This is a genomic window from Bradyrhizobium cedriense, from assembly GCF_054602315.1.
Map to the genome: position 1 here is coordinate 82,163 of NZ_JBTSWB010000012.1, position 17,905 is coordinate 100,067.

Annotated in this window: 17 protein-coding genes; 5 read left to right on the forward strand and 12 right to left on the reverse strand. The window is 65.2% G+C overall.

The features are described from left to right. Window positions 1-58 precede the first annotated feature (58 nt). Entirely contained in the window at window positions 59-649 is a 591-nt protein-coding gene (locus ACYCVF_RS35255; RefSeq protein WP_459607338.1) for a thiamine pyrophosphate-dependent enzyme, read from the reverse strand. Beyond that, entirely contained in the window at window positions 646-1,188 is a 543-nt protein-coding gene (locus ACYCVF_RS35260) for a phosphonopyruvate decarboxylase (protein ID WP_459604695.1), read from the reverse strand. Before ACYCVF_RS35260 ends, ACYCVF_RS35255 begins: the two co-directional genes overlap by 4 nt. Window positions 1,189-1,293: 105 nt before the next feature. On the opposite strand from ACYCVF_RS35260, the gene ACYCVF_RS35265 reads away from it, so the two are divergent. Then, window positions 1,294-2,514: a cytochrome P450 gene (locus tag ACYCVF_RS35265; protein ID WP_459604696.1), complete on the forward strand. Its 1,221-nt coding sequence runs from the start codon at window positions 1,294-1,296 to the stop codon at window positions 2,512-2,514. Window positions 2,515-2,757: 243 nt separating this feature from the next. Further along, window positions 2,758-3,972 carry an ornithine--oxo-acid transaminase gene (gene rocD / locus ACYCVF_RS35270; RefSeq protein ID WP_459604697.1) on the forward strand — a complete coding sequence of 405 codons (1,215 nt, stop codon included), beginning with the start codon at window positions 2,758-2,760 and terminating at the stop codon, window positions 3,970-3,972. 515 nt (window positions 3,973-4,487) lie between these two features. Here rocD and ACYCVF_RS35275 read toward each other — a convergent pair. Further along, a complete protein-coding gene (locus tag ACYCVF_RS35275; RefSeq protein WP_459604698.1) occupies window positions 4,488-5,108 on the reverse strand; it encodes a hypothetical protein in 621 nt (206 codons plus the stop codon). Between the two features lie 12 nt (window positions 5,109-5,120). Between ACYCVF_RS35275 and ACYCVF_RS35280 the strand changes: the two genes are divergently transcribed. Continuing rightward, entirely contained in the window at window positions 5,121-6,053 is a 933-nt protein-coding gene (locus tag ACYCVF_RS35280; protein ID WP_459604699.1) for a Spy/CpxP family protein refolding chaperone, read from the forward strand. Between the two features lie 30 nt (window positions 6,054-6,083). Here the strand turns inward: ACYCVF_RS35280 and ACYCVF_RS35285 are convergent, their stop codons facing one another. The 9 genes from ACYCVF_RS35285 to ACYCVF_RS35325 form a co-directional block, all read right to left on the reverse strand. Beyond that, window positions 6,084-6,947: a sugar phosphate isomerase/epimerase family protein gene (locus tag ACYCVF_RS35285; protein ID WP_459604700.1), complete on the reverse strand. Its 864-nt coding sequence runs from the start codon at window positions 6,945-6,947 to the stop codon at window positions 6,084-6,086. Continuing rightward, window positions 6,947-8,137, reverse strand: coding sequence for a dihydrodipicolinate synthase family protein (locus ACYCVF_RS35290; RefSeq protein ID WP_459604701.1), 1,191 nt, complete (start codon window positions 8,135-8,137; stop codon window positions 6,947-6,949). Before ACYCVF_RS35290 ends, ACYCVF_RS35285 begins: the two co-directional genes overlap by 1 nt. Window positions 8,138-8,274: 137 nt before the next feature. Beyond that, window positions 8,275-9,426, reverse strand: a complete 1,152-nt coding sequence (locus ACYCVF_RS35295) for a Gfo/Idh/MocA family protein (protein WP_459604702.1) — start codon at window positions 9,424-9,426, stop codon at window positions 8,275-8,277. Next, window positions 9,423-10,820, reverse strand: coding sequence for an enolase-like domain-containing protein (locus ACYCVF_RS35300; protein WP_459604703.1), 1,398 nt, complete (start codon window positions 10,818-10,820; stop codon window positions 9,423-9,425). The genes ACYCVF_RS35295 and ACYCVF_RS35300 overlap by 4 nt, the downstream gene beginning before the upstream one ends. Before the next feature lie 229 nt (window positions 10,821-11,049). Beyond that, window positions 11,050-11,892 (reverse strand): ABC transporter ATP-binding protein, encoded by an 843-nt coding sequence (locus ACYCVF_RS35305; RefSeq protein ID WP_459604704.1) that lies wholly within the window; start codon window positions 11,890-11,892, stop codon window positions 11,050-11,052. Window positions 11,893-12,012: 120 nt separating this feature from the next. Continuing rightward, window positions 12,013-13,005, reverse strand: coding sequence for an ABC transporter substrate-binding protein (locus tag ACYCVF_RS35310; RefSeq protein ID WP_459604705.1), 993 nt, complete (start codon window positions 13,003-13,005; stop codon window positions 12,013-12,015). 75 nt (window positions 13,006-13,080) lie between these two features. After that, window positions 13,081-13,890, reverse strand: a complete 810-nt coding sequence (locus tag ACYCVF_RS35315; protein ID WP_459604706.1) for an ABC transporter permease — start codon at window positions 13,888-13,890, stop codon at window positions 13,081-13,083. Between the two features lie 264 nt (window positions 13,891-14,154). Beyond that, the gene (locus ACYCVF_RS35320) at window positions 14,155-14,862 is read right to left on the reverse strand and encodes a TetR family transcriptional regulator (protein WP_459604707.1); all 708 of its coding nucleotides are present in this window, start codon (window positions 14,860-14,862) and stop codon (window positions 14,155-14,157) included. A 151-nt stretch (window positions 14,863-15,013) separates the two neighbouring features. Continuing rightward, on the reverse strand, window positions 15,014-15,862 hold the full coding sequence (locus tag ACYCVF_RS35325) for a VOC family protein (protein WP_459602725.1): 849 nt from the start codon (window positions 15,860-15,862) through the stop codon (window positions 15,014-15,016). Window positions 15,863-16,075: 213 nt separating this feature from the next. Here ACYCVF_RS35325 and ACYCVF_RS35330 point away from each other — a divergent pair, with 213 nt between their 5' ends. Both ACYCVF_RS35330 and ACYCVF_RS35335 read left to right on the forward strand, forming a co-directional pair. Next, window positions 16,076-16,969 (forward strand): sugar kinase, encoded by an 894-nt coding sequence (locus ACYCVF_RS35330; RefSeq protein ID WP_459602723.1) that lies wholly within the window; start codon window positions 16,076-16,078, stop codon window positions 16,967-16,969. A 17-nt stretch (window positions 16,970-16,986) separates the two neighbouring features. Continuing rightward, window positions 16,987-17,901, forward strand: coding sequence for a ribokinase (locus ACYCVF_RS35335; protein ID WP_459602721.1), 915 nt, complete (start codon window positions 16,987-16,989; stop codon window positions 17,899-17,901). Window positions 17,902-17,905 lie beyond the last annotated feature (4 nt).

A 17,905-nucleotide genomic window follows, 5' to 3' on the forward strand; every position in this document is an offset into this window, starting at 1 on the left:
CGCCCGCGGCACGAGCGCGACGGGGGGCTTCCGGCTGAACAACGGCGGGGCGGCGCAGCTAGATCGGCTGGAAGCCAAGGTCGGCGCGAATCCGGTTGACGATGTAGGTCCCGTCCCGGCTAGGCAGGATCCGCTCGAGTTGGGCGCTGTCGATCTTCACATTGGCAAAGCGCGGCCCCGCCGAGACGTCGTGGACGACCTTCGCAAAGGCCTCAACCCCAGCCATGGTCGTAACGGAGCGGCTGTCCTCGATGCCGCAGGCCCTGGCGACGCCGACGAGGTCCGCGGCGGCGGAGGTGTGGCTGGTCTGGCCGCCGGTCTCGCCATAGGCCTCGTTGTCGAGCACGGCGATGGAGAGGTTGGACGGTTTCTGCAGCCCGATGGTGGCAAGACTGCCCATCCCCATCAGCATCTCACCGTCGCCCGTGATGACCAGCACCGGCAGCTTCGGCTGCGCCAGTGCGAGCCCGAGCCCGATCATCGCGGCGCCGCCCATGCCGCCCCAGAGATAGAAGTTGCGCGCATGGTCGCCGGCCGCACACATGTCGTTGGTGGAGGCACCCAGGCCTCCGATCGCGACGACGTCCTTGCGGTCCGCGAGCAGCGTGGACACCACCTGGCGGCGGTCGAGGAGATTGGCCTTGCTCATTTGGTGAAAACCTTGGCGCCAATCAGGCGCTGCGACAACAGGACGGCGGTGGGCGTGAGCGCATCATAGGCCTGCGCCGCGGCGGCCTCCAGCACGGCCGGCACCTCGGCCGCGTGCGAGGCACGCAGCACCTTGACGCCGGAGAGCTCGAACACGCATTGCGTGGTCGATCCCATCGGCACCTGCCACGGATTGAACTCGCCCCACTCGCCGCGCATGGTCACCAGCGTGAGGAAGGGAAAGCGCAGGATCGGGATCAGCGAGAGCATGTTGATGCAATTGCCGACGCCGCTCGACTGCATCAGCAGCACGCCGCGCTGGCCCCCGGCCCAGGCGCCCGCGAGCAGCGCCACCCCCTCCTCCTCGGTCGTCAGCGCAATGCCGCGCATCGTCGAGGAAGCCAGCACGCGCTGGATCAATCTCGAATGACCGGCGTCAGGCACATACGGCACCTGCCGGACATCGAAGCGCTGCAATGCCGCGAAAATATCATCGGGCCAGTTCGGGGCCGTGTCGGGAGCGTTAGCGCGCGCGTGCATTTTCCTGTCCGGTCGGCTAGCAGTGTCCGAAGACTGTAGACGCATGCAGGCGTCGACCAGAACAACAAAAACGGCATATCGGCTTTAACCGGCGAGAATAACGGGATGAACGCAGATGCGAAGGCGCTGGCGGCCAGCTTCGACCTCGAGAAGCTGACGCCGGAGTTCTACGACAACCCCTATCCGACCTATCGTGCACTGCGGGAGAACGAGCCGGTCAAGCGCCTGCCGAACGGCACCGTGTTCCTGACGCGCTATGACGATCTCGTCACCACCTACAAGAACACCAAGTCGTTCAGCTCGGACAAGAAGCGCGAGTTCGCGCCGAAATACGGCGACACGCCGCTCTACGAGCACCACACCACCAGCCTCGTCTTCAACGATCCACCTTCGCACACCCGCGTGCGCCGCCTGATCATGGGCGCGCTGTCGCCGCGGGCGATCGCCGGCATGGAGGGTGACCTCATCAAGCTGGTCGATGGCCTGCTCGACGCCATCGCAGCCAAGGGGGCTTGCGAGCTGATCGAGGACTTCGCCGCCTCCATACCGATCGAAGTGATCGGCAATCTGCTCGACGTGCCGCATGAAGAACGCGGTCCGCTGCGCGACTGGTCCCTGGCGATCCTCGGCGCGCTCGAACCCGTGGTGTCGCCAGATGTGGCTGCGCGCGGCAACAAGGCGGTGCAGGACTTCCTGGCCTATCTCGAGACACTGGTCGCGCGGAGGCGCCAGAAGCCCGGCAATCCCGAGCGCGACGTGCTGACGCGCCTGATCCAGGGGGAAGAGAACGGCGAGCGCCTGACCGAGAAGGAACTGCTGCACAATTGCATCTTCCTGCTTAATGCAGGGCACGAAACCACCACCAATCTGATCGGCAATGGCCTCGTCGCCCTGGACCGTCATCCCGACCAGAAGCAGCGGCTGATCGACAATCCCGACATGATCAAGTCCACGGTCGAGGAGGTGCTGCGATACGAGAGCTCCAACCAGCTCGGCAACCGCATGACCACGGAGCGGGTCGAACTCGGCGGCGTCATGCTGGAGGCCGGCACGTCGGTCACGCTGTGCATCGGCGCGGCCAATCGCGATCCTGCGCAGTTTGCGGCCCCTGAAAGCTTCGACATCGCGCGCTCGCCGAACCGGCACCTCGCCTTCGCCACCGGCGCACATCAATGCGCCGGCATGGCGCTGGCGCGGCTGGAAGGAGCGATCGCGATCTCGCGCTTCCTGGCGCGCTTCCCGAACTATGCGGTGAGCGGGCAGCCGGTGCGGGGCGGACGGGTGCGGTTTCGCGGGTTTTTGAGCGTGCCGTGCACGACCGGGTGAGGCTTCCAAAACAAAAATGCGAAAACAACCCCATGCACAGTAAAGCCCAGGTTGGCGAACGACGCCCTGTGATTCCGTAGAACCGTCTGACATTTCAGCCAAATCAGGCCGCGCCCCGCCCTCGGGCGCCGGCAGACTTCCAAGTCGGCAGACTTCCAAGTCGGTTGGCTGACACCCACATCAGAGTTGACGGCCTCCGGTCCGGTCGGTTGACGCCGCCGCGCAGCAATGGAGTGACGACAGATGAGCTCGTCGATCATTGATTTCGTCGCGACAGAAGCACGCTTTGGCGCCCATAATTACGAGCCGATCGGGGTCGTCCTGTCGCGCGGCGAAGGTGTCTGGGTCTGGGATACCGAAGGTAACCGCTTTCTCGATTGCCTCTCGGCCTATTCGGCGGTCAGCCAGGGCCACTGCCACCCCAAGATCCTGGCGGCAATGGTCGAGCAGGCACACAGGCTGACACTCACCTCGCGCGCCTTCCACAACGACCAGCTCGCCCTGTTCTACGAAGAGATCGCCGCGCTTACCGGCTCCCACAAGGTGCTGCCGATGAACAGCGGCGCCGAGGCAGTCGAAAGCGCGATCAAATCGGTGCGCAAATGGGGCTATGAGGTGAAAGGCGTGCCGGACGGCCAGGCCGAGGTCATCGTCTGCGCCAACAATTTCCACGGACGCACGCTGGGCATCGTCGGCTTTTCAACCGACCCCGAGACACGCACACATTTCGGCCCGTTCGCGCCGGGCTTCAGGATCATCCCGTTCGGCGATGCCGCGGCGTTGCAAGACGCAATCACTCCAAACACCGTCGCCTTTCTGGTCGAGCCGATCCAGGGCGAAGCCGGCGTCATCATTCCTCCAGCCGGCTATTTCACCGAGGTGCGCCGGCTCTGCACCGCCAACAACGTGATGCTGGTGCTCGACGAGATCCAGACCGGGCTCGGCCGCACCGGCAAGCTGCTCGCCGAGCAGCATGAGGGTATCGAGGCCGACGTGACGCTGCTCGGCAAGGCCCTGTCCGGCGGCTTCTATCCGGTGTCGGCCGTGCTCTCGAACAACGACGTGCTCGGGACACTGAGGCCCGGGCAGCACGGTTCGACCTTCGGCGGCAACCCGCTTGCCTGCGCAGTGGCGCGCGCCGCGATGCGCGTGCTGGTCGAGGAAGGCATGATCGAGAACGCGGCCAGTCAGGGCGCGCGCTTTTTGGAAGGCTTGAAAGGCATCCGCGCCAATACGATCCGCGAGGTGCGCGGACGCGGCTTGATGCTGGCGGTCGAGCTGCATCCCGAGGCCGGCTGCGCTCGCCGCTACTGCGAGGCGCTTCGGGGCAAGGGCATCCTCGCCAAGGATACCCATGAGCATACGATCCGCATCGCCCCGCCGCTGGTGATCACCAGTGATCAGGTCGACTGGGCGCTGGAGCGGCTCGCCACCACCCTGACGCACGATTTCTCTTGAGGATGCCTGCGTCGGAAGATCGCACGCCGGCCGCGGCCGACAAAGAACGATTCCGCCGGCTGCGCGTTGACCATCGTGGGCGACTGGGAGCCAGGATCATGCTTCCGCGTGGCGTTTGCCTGATGGCCGGTTTGGTTGGTGTCTCGATGCTGGCAGAGAGCGTCGGCGCGTTCGCCCAAGGGCCCGGCCAGGGACACGGAAGAGGCGGACCACCGGGGCCGGCAGCACCGCCTGCCATGGCCCGTCCGGCGCCGCCAGCGATGGCGCCGCCGCCCGCGATGGCTCGTCCCGCCGCACCGATATCCCATCCCCCTGCCATGCCGCAGCGACCGGCCATGGCGCCACATCCGGCGCCGCGCGTCGCCTCACCGCCACCCCGCCCCGCCCCACATGTCGCTGCGCCGCCGCGGGCGGCCCCGCACGTGGCGGCCCCGCGGCCTGACGTCCATCGGGCGCCGGCAGCGCCACAACGACCGGCCATGGCACCGCGGCCGGCGCCGCACATCGCCGCCCCCTCACGCCCGAGCGCGCCGCCGGCCGTGAGCGATCGGCCGGCGCGGCCGGGCGAGATGCTTTCGCGCCAATCCGCGGAACGGCAAGGCCGCGTTGACCGCTTGCAGCAGCGCGTGCAGCAATTGCAATCGCAAAAGCCGGAAGGCGCAAGAGCGCAACGCGAGCAGCAGCGATTGCTGCAGTCGCAGAGCCGCCTGCTTGAGCGCGAGCAACGTGCCCAACAACGCGTGCAGCAGGTCGAGCAGCGACAGCGCGAGATGCTCCCGCGCCAGACGATGGAGCGCCAGACCCGCATCGATCGCCTGCAGCAGCGCGTTCAGCAATTGCAATCGCAAAAGGTGGAAGGCGCGCGAGCACAACGCGAGCAGCAACGGATGATCCAGACCCAGAACCGCTTGCTCGGGCGTGAGCAGCGCGCGCAGCAACTTGACCTGGCTCGCCAGCAGCGGCTCGGACTCCAGGCTCCGGCCGGGCGCGCCGCGGCGACTGCGGCCGCCGTGCAGGCTGCCCAGCGCGGCCGGTTCGCGTCGCGCTTCCGCGAGCAGGCCACTTCGCAGACCCAGGCGGCCCTGGTCGCTCGCCAGAGCGCCTGGGCGCCCCGGCAAGCTTGGCGTCACCGTCATCCCGCGGTGTTCGTGGCATGGCTTGGGCCGGTGTTCTGGCCTTACGCTTATTCTGACATCTTCAACTACACGTTCTGGTCCTATGCCTACGAGCCCGGCTATTGGGCCTACGCCTATGACGATTTCGTCGACACCGTGTTCTGGGGTGGTGATAGCCCCTATTCCGCCTATGCCAGCACCAACCCATATGACTATCCGCAAGCCCGCGGCGACCGCGCGCGTCCACGCGCCAGCGCGAGCCGACAAACGCTCGAGCAATTGTGCGGCGCACCGGACAAGGGCGTGACCGCCTGGCCGCTTGCCGATATCGCGCGCGCAGTGCAGCCGACGCCGGAGCAACGCGCACTGCTCGACGAGTTGAAGACCGCGGCGGCCAACGCTGCCGGCGTGTTCAAGGACTCCTGCGCGGAGACCTATGCCCTGACACCCCCTGGCCGCTTGCGCGCGATGATGAACCGCATCAGCGCGACGCTGGAAGCCGTCAAGATCGTGCGACCGGCACTGGAGAATTTCTACAACTCGCTGAGTGACGAACAGCAGGCCCGCTTCAACGCGCTCGGCCCCAATGTCGGCGAGCGATCATCACAGCCGCAGGAAGCCAGTGCCCGGGAAGCCCATGCCGAGGGCTGTGGCGATCCGAAGTCCAGCCTGACGCAGTTGCCGATCCAGAGGGTCGAGGCTGTACTCCACCCGGCAGGCAAACAGAAGGAGGCGCTCGACCGTCTCAGCGAAGCGACGGCCAAGGGCGTTGAGGGCCTGCAAGCGGCCTGTCCGAACGATGTGCCGCTGACGCCCGTCGGGCGGCTGGAGGCGATGCAGCACCGGCTCGAGGCCATGCTGACGGCTGCCAAGCTGGTCGAACCCGCCCTGGACGAGTTCTATGCCACGTTGAGCAGCGAGCAGAAGGCGCGCTTCAACACGCTGCAACAGGTCGCAAGCCCATGAGGGCAGCATGAGGGCAGCGCGCGCATTGACCTACACCACCGTCTTGTGCCGCGTGATGCAAGTGCACAGCACCTCATCCATCGGCTTGCCCCACCAGTCATTCGAGAAGATTTCGATCTCCGAATAACCGGCAAAGCCCTGCGCTTCGACCGCTCGGCGCACCGATTTGATATCGATGACGCCGTCGCCCATCATGCCGCGGTCGTTCAGAATGTCTTTCGTCGGCACCAGCCAGTCGCAGACGTGGAACGCAAGCAGGCGATCTTTCCCGGCGCGCTCGATCTGCCCCATCAGCTCAGGGTCCCACCAGATGTGATAGACGTCGAGCGCGACACCTAGCATGCCGGTGCGATCAGGATCGAGCCGGTCGCAAATATCGAGCGCCTGCTTCGTGGTGTTCACGCAGGCGCGGTCGGCTGCATAGGCCGGGTGCAGCGGCTCGATCGCCAGCGGCAGCTTCGCCTGCTTGGCGTAGTCGAGCATCTCGGCAAGCGCCTCCTCGACCTGTCCACGCGCCGCCGCGAGGTCCTTCGAGACCTCGCTGCCCGGCCGCGAATATTGCGGCAGGCCGCCGACGACGAGGACGATGCAGGGCGCGCCCAGCGCCTTGGCTTCATCGACGCAGCGCCTGTTGTCGTCCCGCACCTCGCCCCGGCGCGAGCCGTCCGAGGTGAACATGCCGCCGCGGCAATAGCCCGACAGTTCGAGGCCGGCCTCGCGCACCGCGCGCGCGGCGCGCTCGAGGCCGACGGCAGCGACCTGGTCGCGCCAGGGATCGATGGCACGGATGCCATGCTTAGCACAGGCATCAATGATCGCGACGAGGTCACCCTGCTTGCGGACGGTTGCCGTGTTCAACGACAGCCAGCGGTGGTCGGACGAGAAGTCGCGCATCAGGATTCGATACCGTGGATGGCGAGCACGGTCTTCATCCGCTGCGTCGCGAGTTCAGGGTTGGCGAGCAGGCCGGCCTTGTCAGCCAGACGGAACAGCTCGGCCAGATGCAGCGTGGAGCGCGTACTCTCCTGGCCACCGACCATGGTGAAATGATCCTGATGGCCATTGAGATAGGCCATGAACACCACGCCGGTCTTGTAGAAACGCGTCGGCGCCTTGAAGATATGGCGTGACAGCGGCACGGTCGGCCCCAGCACGTCGTGGAAGCCGGCCTCGTCGCCGGCCGCCAGGCGCGAGAGCGCATAGGACGCCGCCGGCGCGATCGCATCGAAGATGCCGAGCAGCGCGTGCGAAAAACCCTGCTCGTCGCCGGCGATCAGCTCCGCATAGTTGAAGTCATCGCCGGTATACATCCTGATGCGCTTCTCGAGGCGCCGGCGCATGTCGATCTCGCGCTGCTTGTCGAGCAGCGAAACCTTGACGCCGTCGACCTTGGCGGCGTTGGCATTGATGATGGCGACCGCCGTATCCATCGCCTTGTCGAGATCCTTGGTGCCCCAATATCCCGTCAGCGCCGGATCGAACATGTCGCCGAGCCAGTGAACGATGACGGGCTCGCGGACCTGCGACAGCACGCGATCATAGACCTTGGCATAGTCGTCGGCATTGCGGCCGAGCTTGGCGAGCGCGCGCGACGCCATCAGGATGATGCGGCCGCCGACTTTCTCGACTGCCGAGACCTGCTCCTCATAGGCGCGGATCACGTCGTCGAGGCTCCTGGCATCCTCGACCGCAAGATGGTCGGTGCCCGCGCCGGAGAACACCAGCGCGTTGCGGCGCTTTGCGGCGGCGACCGAACGCGTGATCAGCTCCAGCGACGTCGGCCAGTCCAGGCCCATGCCGCGCTGTGCCGTGTCCATGGCTTCGGCAACGCCGAGACCGAGATCCCAGACGTGCTCGCGGAAGGCGATGGTCTTGTCCCAGTCGACGGCGCCGGAGAGCCAGGGATCGTTGTCGGCCAATGGATCGGCGACCGTGTGCACGGCCGAGAAGGCGATGCGGTTGAGCGCGCCCTCGAGCTTTGCGGGAAACGTGCGCGAGGCCGCGAGCCGGTAAGTCTCGACTGATCGATCGGCCTTCGGCAGCTTGAGCGACAATGGCGACATCGGCTGAACGGGCTTGTTCATGATTTCAGACCTCTCCCCGTCATTGCGAGCGAAGCGAAGCAATCCAGAATGCCTCCGCGGCAATAGTCTGGATTGCTTCGTCGCTTCGCTCCTCGCAATGACGGCTTGGTAAACATCGGGGCACTATCCAATCAACCTCACGCCTTGATCGGGGCGACGTCGATCCAGCGCCGTTCCTTCCAGCTCTTCAGCGCGCATTCGGCGAGCTGCACGCCCTTGGCGCCTTCGAGCAGAGTGAACTTGTAAGGCGCATCCTCGTAGACGTGGCGGATGAACATCTCCCACTGCTCCTTGAAGCCGTTGTCGTAGGTGACGTTGTCCGGCAGCTTCTGCCAGTCGCCGTAGAAATCGTGCAGCCGCTTCTCGTCGGGATTCCAGACCGGCCTCGGGGTCGCCTGCCGCGCCTGGATCATGCAGTCGGTGAGGCCCGCGACAGCCGAGCCGTGGGTGCCGTCGACCTGGAAGGTGACGAGGTCGTCGCGATAGACGCGCGTCACCCAGGACATGTTGATATGGGCGATGATGCCGCCCTCGAGCTGGAACGTCGCGTAGGCGGAATCGTCCGCGGTCGCCTTGTACTTCCTGCCCTGCTCGTCGTAGCGTTCAGGGATGTCGGTGTTGCCGATGCAGACCACGCTCTGGACGTTGCCGAAGAGGTTGTCGAGCACGTAGCGCCAGTGGCAGACCATGTCGAGGATGATGCCGCCACCGTCCTCGTCGCGATAGTTCCAGGACGGCCGCTGCGCCTCCTGCCAGCCGCCTTCGAACACCCAATAGCCGAACTCGCCGCGCACCGAGAGGATACGTCCGAAGAAACCGGAATCGCGCAGGAAGGCGATCTTCTTCAGGCCAGGCAGGAACAGCTTGTCCTGCACCGTGCCGTGCTTGACGCCCTTGGCGTTCGCAAGCTTCACGACCTCGACGGCTTCCTCGAAATTCGTCGCGATCGGTTTCTCGCAATAGACGTGCTTGCCGGCGTTGATGGCCTGGGTCAGAAGACCGGGGCGCGCCTGCGTGGTCGCAGCGTCGAAGAACATGGTGTCGTTCTTGTCGGCGAGCGCGGCATCAAGGTCCGTGGTCCAGCGCGTGACGTTGAAGCGCTTCGCAAGCGCCTCGACCTTTTCGGCGCTGCGACCGACCAGGATCGGATCGGGCATGACGCGGTCGCCGTTCTTCAGGCGCACGCCGCCCTGGTCACGGATCGCGACGATCGAGCGGATCAGATGCTGGTTGAGCCCCATGCGGCCGGTGACGCCGTTCATGATGAGGCCGAGGCGTTGGGTGGTCATGCCAATTGCTCCTGAAGTGAATTTGGCTGTTCAAGCGGGCGCAGTGCCGACCAGTCCGGATGGACCGAGGTGGCAAAGCCCGCTGTGTGCAGCGATCCCGTCAGGAGATCGCCGTCGTGGATGGAAAGGCGGATGCCCTGACCGGCATCGCCGTAAAGGTCGGGATGCGCAGCCGCGAAGGCTTGCGCCTCGGCAGCAGGCGCATCGCCAAAGCCGTCTACATAATGGTGGCCGTTGCGCTCGGCGTGGGTGACGCCGATCAAGGCGCCGAGCGCGAGGTCCTGCTGCACGGCGAGACCGGCCTGGCAGGTGAGGTCTTCGCCGGTCACGAAGAACTTCTCGCCGCCCGCGCTCCATTTCGCCGCGCGCGTCGCGTTGACGATGGATTTGTAGAGACCCTTGCAGGATTTGGAGGAGATACCGCGATAGCCGAGTGCCCGCGCAGACGGGAAGGCATCGTAGGAATCGTCCGCTTCGTCGATGATGAAACCGCGATCTGCCAGTACGCCCAGCGGCGATTGCCGGGTGATGTCGCGTGGCATCGGCTGTTCGACATAGAGCAACCGCGTGGCGATCGGGCGCAGCGCGGCGTCATGATCGAGCCGGTCCATCAGTGCCTGCAACGCCGCGAGGTCGGCATACTGCTCGTTGGCGTCGAGCGTCACCTTGTAGTCATATCCCAGCGTATCGAGCCCCTTGCCGATCCGGGCAAGCCGCGCCGCGTCGGCCGTGGGATCGCCCGACAGCTTGAGCTTGAAATAACGCGCACCCGCGTTCTCCCGCGGGTCGGCAACGCCGCCCTCGCCTTCAACGACATCATCAAGGCCGACGGTGTGCCGGATGGCAACGCGCTCCAGCATCACCCGGAGGGAGAGGAACGTCCTGATGTCCCTCTCGCTCAGGTCAGGAGAAAGCCGCGCATCGATGCCGGCGATATTGCCGGCCATCCCGCCGAAGAAGCTGGTCTCGGCTGCACGGAGCAGCGCATCGAGGATCGCCTTGTCGATTTCCGCGGGGCCGTAAGCCGCGGCGAGCGCCGGAATGTTGCCTTTTGCACAGGTCGCGACCTGGGCACCGATGCACGAGGCATGCAGATCGAACGCGGTCACAAATCCCGTCCGCGCCAGATAGAGACCCCGCGCGATCTCGAGCGATCGCCGCAGTCCATCCACCGTTTGCGCCGGCGACAGCTCCGGCCGCTTGTCGAACCATTTCGGGACCAACAACTCGGCGCTGGCGCCGATGGCACTTCCCCCGCCCTCGACCTCAATCTCCACCCGCACGAACAGCTGCGGGGTCGCGTTGATCGTGATCGCACCGAAGCGGAACGGCCGCGCGAATTGCACGGGACGTTCGAAGAAGGTGATGTCTCGCAACTTCAGGCGGGATGACATGGGTGTTAGTCGACTCCCGAGATGCAGCTCAGGCGGCGGTACACCTCTCCCGCTTGCGGGAGAGGTCGGCGCGTTCCGGGCGATGCGAAGCATCGTCCCGCGCCGGGTGAGGGTTTTCTCCTCTGGGGGGTTCTCGCGATTGGAGACACCCTCTCCCCAGCCCTCCCCCGCTTGCGGGGGAGGGAGCGCACCGTTGTCGTGGTTGCGACCAAGACCAATCGCATCGCCTCTAATCCAATGCACCTTGCGAGAAGAAATGCTTGCGGATGCGCTGCACGAGCTCCGTGAAAACAGGATCGGCCATCGCGTCGAGCGAGCGCGGACGCGGCAGCGGCACGTCGTAGATCGCGGCGACGGCACCGGGCCGCTCGGTCATGACCAGCACGCGGTCGGCGAGGAAGACGGCCTCGGGAATCGAATGCGTGATCAGCAGCACGGTCTTCTTCGTCTCGCGCTGGATCCGCATCAATTCGACATTCATGCGCTCGCGCGTCAGAGCATCGAGCGCACCGAACGGCTCGTCCATCAGCATGATCCTGGGATCGTGCACCAGCGCGCGGCAGATCGAGGCGCGCTGCTGCATGCCGCCGGAGAGCTGCCAGGGCAGCTTTTTCTCGAAGCCTTCGAGCCCGACCAGCTTCAAGAGTGACCGGGCGCGATCGAGATATTTCTGCCGCGGCAGCCGCTTCATGTCGATCGGCAGCATCACGTTGTTGAGGATGTTGCGCCATGGCAGGAGCAGCGCGTTCTGGAAGACGATGCCGACATTGCCGTGCGGCGTCGTCACCTTCTCTCCCTCGACCAGGATTTCGCCCGTCGTCGGCGGCAGAAGGCCCGAGATCAGCTTGAGCAAGGTGGACTTGCCGCAGCCGCTTGGGCCGACTACGACGAAGAACTCGCCGTCGTTGATATGGAAGTCGAGCGGCCGCAACGACGGCACGTCGCCGTCGCGCGTCCGGTAGGTCTTGGATACGCCAGACAGCTTGATGCCCGAGGCATCGCCGGCGCGGTCCGCGACCAGGCGCAGATGCGCGGCCGGCTGCGCGTGAGATATCGCTTCTGCAGCTTTCATTCGATCAGACCCGCTCGACGTTACCAACCGTCATTCCGGGGCGATGCGAAGCATCGAACCCGGAATTTCGAGATTCCGGGTTCGCCCTTCGGGCGCCTCGGAATGACGGGAGTGAATGTGTCACGAGCCGCTCTTCGGCAGATAATCGTTGGTGTAGAAGGCCTTCGGGTTCTCCTTGGCCTTGGCGTCGAGACCGCCATATTCGACCATCAGATTGACCGTATCAGTCATGTTCTGATCGGTGACCTGGAACGGCCGCTTGCCCTTGGTCTCCGCGGTCCGATAGAGCGGAATGGTCAGCTCGAAACCTTGCGTCAGCGTGTCGATCTTGCCGCCCTTGGGATTGGCATCGAGGATCGCCTGCGCCGCGGCCTTCGGCTCCTTCTCGGCAGCTTCGACCGCTTTCGTCGTCGCCGACATGAAGCGGCGGACGAGATCGGCGTTGGCCTTCACGTAGTCGGCGTTGGCGATGATGCCCGACGACACCATGTTGATGCCGTAGTCGGCGAACTTGATCGGATAGACGTCCTTGCCGGTGGCGTCCTTGATCTTCATCGACTGGTCCATGACGTAACCGAGAAGAAGATCAGCCTGGCCGTTGATGACGGCGTTGAGCTTGGTCTGGCCGTCGCCGGCGACCGTCTTGAAGTCGCTCTCCTTCAGGCCGGTCTTCTTCAGGAACAGCGGCCAGATCTGCGTCATGGAGTCGGCCGGCGTGATCGCCACCGTCTTGCCCTTGATGTCCTCGGGTTTCCTGATGTTCTTGTCGGCAAAGCCCATCGCGGACATCGGGCTGGTCTGGAGCAGCACGCCAGTCGCGACCACCGGCGCGCCCTTGATCGCGGCGCGCATCATGGTGGGCACGTCGACATAGCCGAAATCGGCGGTCTTGGCGGCGACGGCCTGCGTGGTCGCGGCCGAGCCGCGGCCCTCCTGGATCTCGAGCTCGATGCCTTCGGACGTGTAAATGCCCTTGGCCTTGCCGTAATAGAACGGTGCGTGCTCGCCATAGACGTACCAGTTGAGCATCAGCACGACCTTGTCGGCCGCCTGCGCCGGCATGGCTGCGAAGGTCATCAGCACCGCCGAGACGGCCCCAATCAAGCGCTTCATCGTCAATCTCCCTTTTGCCGTTGTTGCGTCGGCCGTTGGTGGCCGATCGTTGTTTCACTTCAGAGCCCAAAATACTCAAGCGGCGAAGATCACGTCCTCGCGCTGACTGACATGCCAGGGAATGACCAGCTTCTCGATCCGATCCACGATCCAGAACAGGACCACGCCGAGCAGCGCGAGGATCACCAGCGCCGCGAACATCGTCGGCAGGTCGAAGGTGCCGATCGAGCGCTGCATGACGTAGCCGATGCCGGAATTGGAGCCGACGAACTCCCCGACGACGGCGCCGACCACGGCCAGCGTCACCGACACTTTCAGTCCTGAGAAGATCGCCGGCAAGGCATGCGGCAGGTTCACCGCGCGAAACACCCGAAAGCGGCTGCCCTGCATGGCGCGAGCGAGATCGACCATGTCAGGATCGACCGACTTGAAGCCCTGCACGGCGGAGACCACCACCGGGAAGAAGCCGAGCAGGAAGGCCGAGATCACCTTGGGAATGATGCCGAAGCCGAACCAGACCACGAACAAGGGCGCGATCGCGATCTTCGGCACGGACTGGGAGAACACCAGCAGTGGATAGACGTAGCTCTCCACCGTCTTCGAGCCCGCGATCAGCATCGCCACGGGAATGCCGAACAGCGCCGACAGCAGGAAGCCGCAGACGGTTGCGTAGGTGGTCGGCCATGACTGGCGCAGCAGCTCCGGCCATTCGGTGCGCAGCACGGCAACGACGTCGAGCGGCGACGGGATCTGGTAGGCGGGAATCCCGAACAGGCGAATCGCCAGGTCCCAGGCGACGACGATGAAGACCAGGAACAAGAACGGCCGAACCCAGGCCGCATTCAGCAACTTGGACACCGCATTTTGCGGCTTCGGCTCGGCCAATTTCCACTCCCGGCATTTTCTTCGTTGTGAGGAGAAATTAACCCGTTGGATAAATACTGTCCAGAGCTTTCCCTGTGACGTTTTGTGCTGGGTTCCGGGCTGTGGGGGACGGGACTATCGCCTCCGTGTCGCGGCCGCGCTGCGACGCGAAGCGTTGCTGCACTGAGCCGGACCTAGCGGCGACATGCTCGACAGCAACATGGACTCCGGCTCAGCAGTGCATCACTTGCGTGCTGCGATCACAGGGCGTGGCGCGGATTCCGGCTACGCCGTCTGCACCACGCTCGCGCGGGCCTTCGGCGCTTTCGCGATCGCGAAAAGCGCGGCGGACTGCCCCGTCAGCGCCGCCAGGACCAGGCCGACCATATGCGCGAGGCGCTCGTCCTTGGCCTTCTTGTCCAGGAGATCGCGGCCGAAGATGACGCTGAGCGTCGCCGAGTTGGAGAGATAGAAGAAGCTCAGAGCCGCGATCGAGATGTAGAGCTGCACCGGATCCACCGCGACCTGGAAGTCGCCGCTGTCGACACCGCGCCGCACCACGGTGCGGATCATCTCGACGAAGGGCGAGTGCATCGACTTGACCTTGGTCGATTTCTTCAGGTGCTTTGCGCGCGCGAGGTTCTCGGTCTGGAGCAGCGACAGGAACTCCGGATTGCGCAGGAAGTAATTCCAGGTGAATTCGATCAGCCGCCTGATGGCCTCGGGCGGATCTAGATGCTCGAGATCGAGCCCGCGCTCCTCGCTGCGGATCTTGTCATAGGCCCCTTCGAGCACGGCGAGATAGAGCTCGTCCTTGTTGCCGACGTGATAATAGAGCATGCGCTTGTTCGCGCCGGCCTTCGCCGCGATGCGGTCGACGCGTGCGCCGGCGAGCCCATGGGCGGAAAACTCCTGCTTGGCCGCTTCGAGAATGCGCAGCCGCATCCCCTCGGGGTCGCGTTGCCATTTCAGAGTTCGCTTTGCCTTCGCCAAACCGGGTGCTCGCTGGGATGCTTACAAGGCGCGTGTAACACGTGGGCGCCGTCATTGCGAGGAGCGAAGCGACGAAGCAATCCAGACTGCCACCGCCGAAAGATTCTGGATTGCTTCGCTGCGCTCGCAATGACGGGGGAGAGACCGTGCCTCAATCCACCGGCTTCGGCGAGCGCTCCAGCAGCACGGTCTGGATTCCGCAGGTCCCGTTCCGCACCGTCATGATCCGCGTGCCCGGCTTGCGGCCGTTGCGAACCTCGCTCACATCGAGTCCGCTGGCGATCAGGCGGGCGCGGGTGGCGTCGATGTCGGCGACCCGCCAGCTCAGGCCCCAGAGCCGGTCATGCGCGAGGTCACCGCCGGCGACGGGCCGGCGCACCACCTCGACGATGAGGTCGCCGCAGCGGAAGAACATCAGCTGGCCCCAGTCCTGGTGCGAGCGGTCGAGCGCGAGATCAAGCCCGAGCCGCGCACCATAGAGTGCGGCGGCGCGCTCGGAGTCCTCGGTGGTAATCACGACATGGTCGAGCGCGTCGATCGGCGCGATATCGGTCGCGACCGATTTCGGACGCTCGTCGGCCAGCTCGAGGAAGAACATGCGCACGCCGCGCGTGAGCTCCGTGGCGGCACGCGTGCGCTTCCAGTGCAGCACGGCGCCAGTGACCGCGTCGCTGCTTTCGACCTCCGCAACCGGGTCCGGCCCCAAGGCCACCCGCTCCAGCCGCCGGTGCATCTTGCCGATGTCCGCGACACGAAAGCACAGGCTGGCGAGCATGCCCTCCTGGTCGTCGAGCAGCGCGCGCATGCGGTCGGCGGTGACGCTGGAGCCGCTCGGCGCCATCAGCTCGATCGTCATGTTGTCGAGGGTGAACAGCACCCGGTCAGCGCCATCGCCGGAATTCTGCCAAGCCGGCGCGCGGGCGAGCAGCGTCTGATAGGCCGCCTTGGCCGCACCGATATCGCTCACCAGAACGACGATGTGATCGAGACCGGTGATCATCCTGCACCCTCTAGGATCGACTTGGAACTCACGGCCCGAAAGACGGCGTTTGTCCGGGCTTGGCATTGGCCCGACTTGGTCGTATTCCGGCAACATGCTGACCTCAAGCGCTTCGGGCGGCAGTTTTGCGAATAATTTCAGCGTCCCTCCGGAGCGGAACCGGTGCTAGAGTAATCCCGCCGGCCGGGACCACAAGCGCATCACGGACAATCAATGCAGGCTCTCTTCATCGGACAGACCTATATCGACGTCGTCTTCATCACCGACCACATGCCGACCGGCGACGAGAAGCACGTGGCCTCGGACTACGCGGTTTCCTTCGGCGGCAATGCGGTAACGGCGGCCTTCTGCTGCGCCAAGCTCGGCATCGTGCCCGATCTCATCGCCACGGCAGCCAATGACTGGCTGGGACGCATGTTCCAGGACATGTGCGCGAAGTACGGGATCTCGCTGCATGGGCGCAAGGTCAACCAGTCCTCGCTCTCCTTCATCATGCCCAAGGACGGTAAGCGCGCCATCGTCCGCTGCCGCGACGACGAGCATATCCATCCCTTCCCGATGCTCAATCTCGGCGGCTGTCGCGCGCTGCATGTCGACGGACACCAGCCGGACGCCGCGATCCACTACGCAAAAGTCTGCCGCGAGGCGGGCATCCTGACTTCGCTCGACGGCGGCGGGCTGCGCACCAACACCCACGAGCTGCTCGAATATATCGACGTCGCGATCGTCGCCGAGCGTCTGTGCGAACAGATGGACCTGACGCCGGAGAAGATGCTCGACTACCTCAAGGGCCGCGGCTGCAAGATCGGCGGCATCACCATGGGCGAGAAGGGGCTGCTCTGGTACGACGAGACAGGAACGGTGCAGGTGATGCCGGCGATGCCGATCCCGCGCGAGCGCGTCATCGACACCAACGGCGCCGGCGACGTCTTCCACGGCGCTTACGTCTATTCCTACCTCGCCCATCCCGGGAAAAGCTGGCGCGAGCATTTCGATTTCGCGCGCGCAGCCTCGACCTTCAAGATCCAGCGTCTCGGCAACGAGGCCGGCCTGCCGACACTCGTCGACATCGCCAAGGTCAGGCACGAGTTCGAGGTCAGGGTCTAACAGGCGCGGGGATCAGGATGGGGCGCGTCTTCGTCGCCGGCAGCATCAACATGGATGTGGTGGCGACCGCCGATCGCCATCCGAAAGTCGGCGAGACCGTTGCCGGCCGCCAAGTCCTGTATTTTCCGGGCGGCAAGGGTGCCAACCAGGCAGTCGCCGCGTCTCGGCTTGGCGCGCGGACCACGCTGATCGGACGGCTGGGCAAGGATTCGTTCGGGGCCGAGCTGAAGGCGTTCCTGTGCGATCAGGGCATCGATCTCGGCTATGTCGTGGAGACGGCGGACGCCCACACCGGCACCGCGATCATCACGGTGGCGCAGGCCGACAACACCATTGTCGTCGTTCCCGGCGCCAACGGGCTTGTCGGCGCTGAAGACGTCGAGGTCGTGCCGCTGCTGGCGGGCGACGTCGCCGTCAGCCAGTTCGAGATTCCGCTGCCGGCCATCGCCGCGTTCTTCCGGCGCGCCCGCGCCGCCGGGGCCACGACGCTGCTCAACCCCGCACCGGCGCAGGCCATGTCCCGCGAGCTGCTCGCGCTCGTCGACATCCTCGTGCTGAACGAGACCGAGCTCGGCTTCCTCGCCGGCGTGGAGCTTTCGGAGGACGATACTGCTGCGCGGATCATCGAGGTGGCGCGACAGCTTCAGGCGCGCGACGACCAGACCATCTGCGTCACGCTCGGCAAACGCGGCGTGCTCGCGCTGGCGGTGCGAGAGGAGATTGCCGTGGCCGGCCGCGCAGTGAAAGCGGTCGACACCACAGGCGCCGGCGACTGCTTTGTCGGCGCGCTGGCCGCGCAACTGGCCGACGATATGCCGTTACCCGCCGCTCTCGCCTTCGCCAATGCCGCCGCCTCGATCAGCGTGCAGCGAATGGGCGCCGGGCCGTCGATGCCGACGGCCGCGGAGGTGGCGGCGGTCTTGCCGCTCTAAGCGC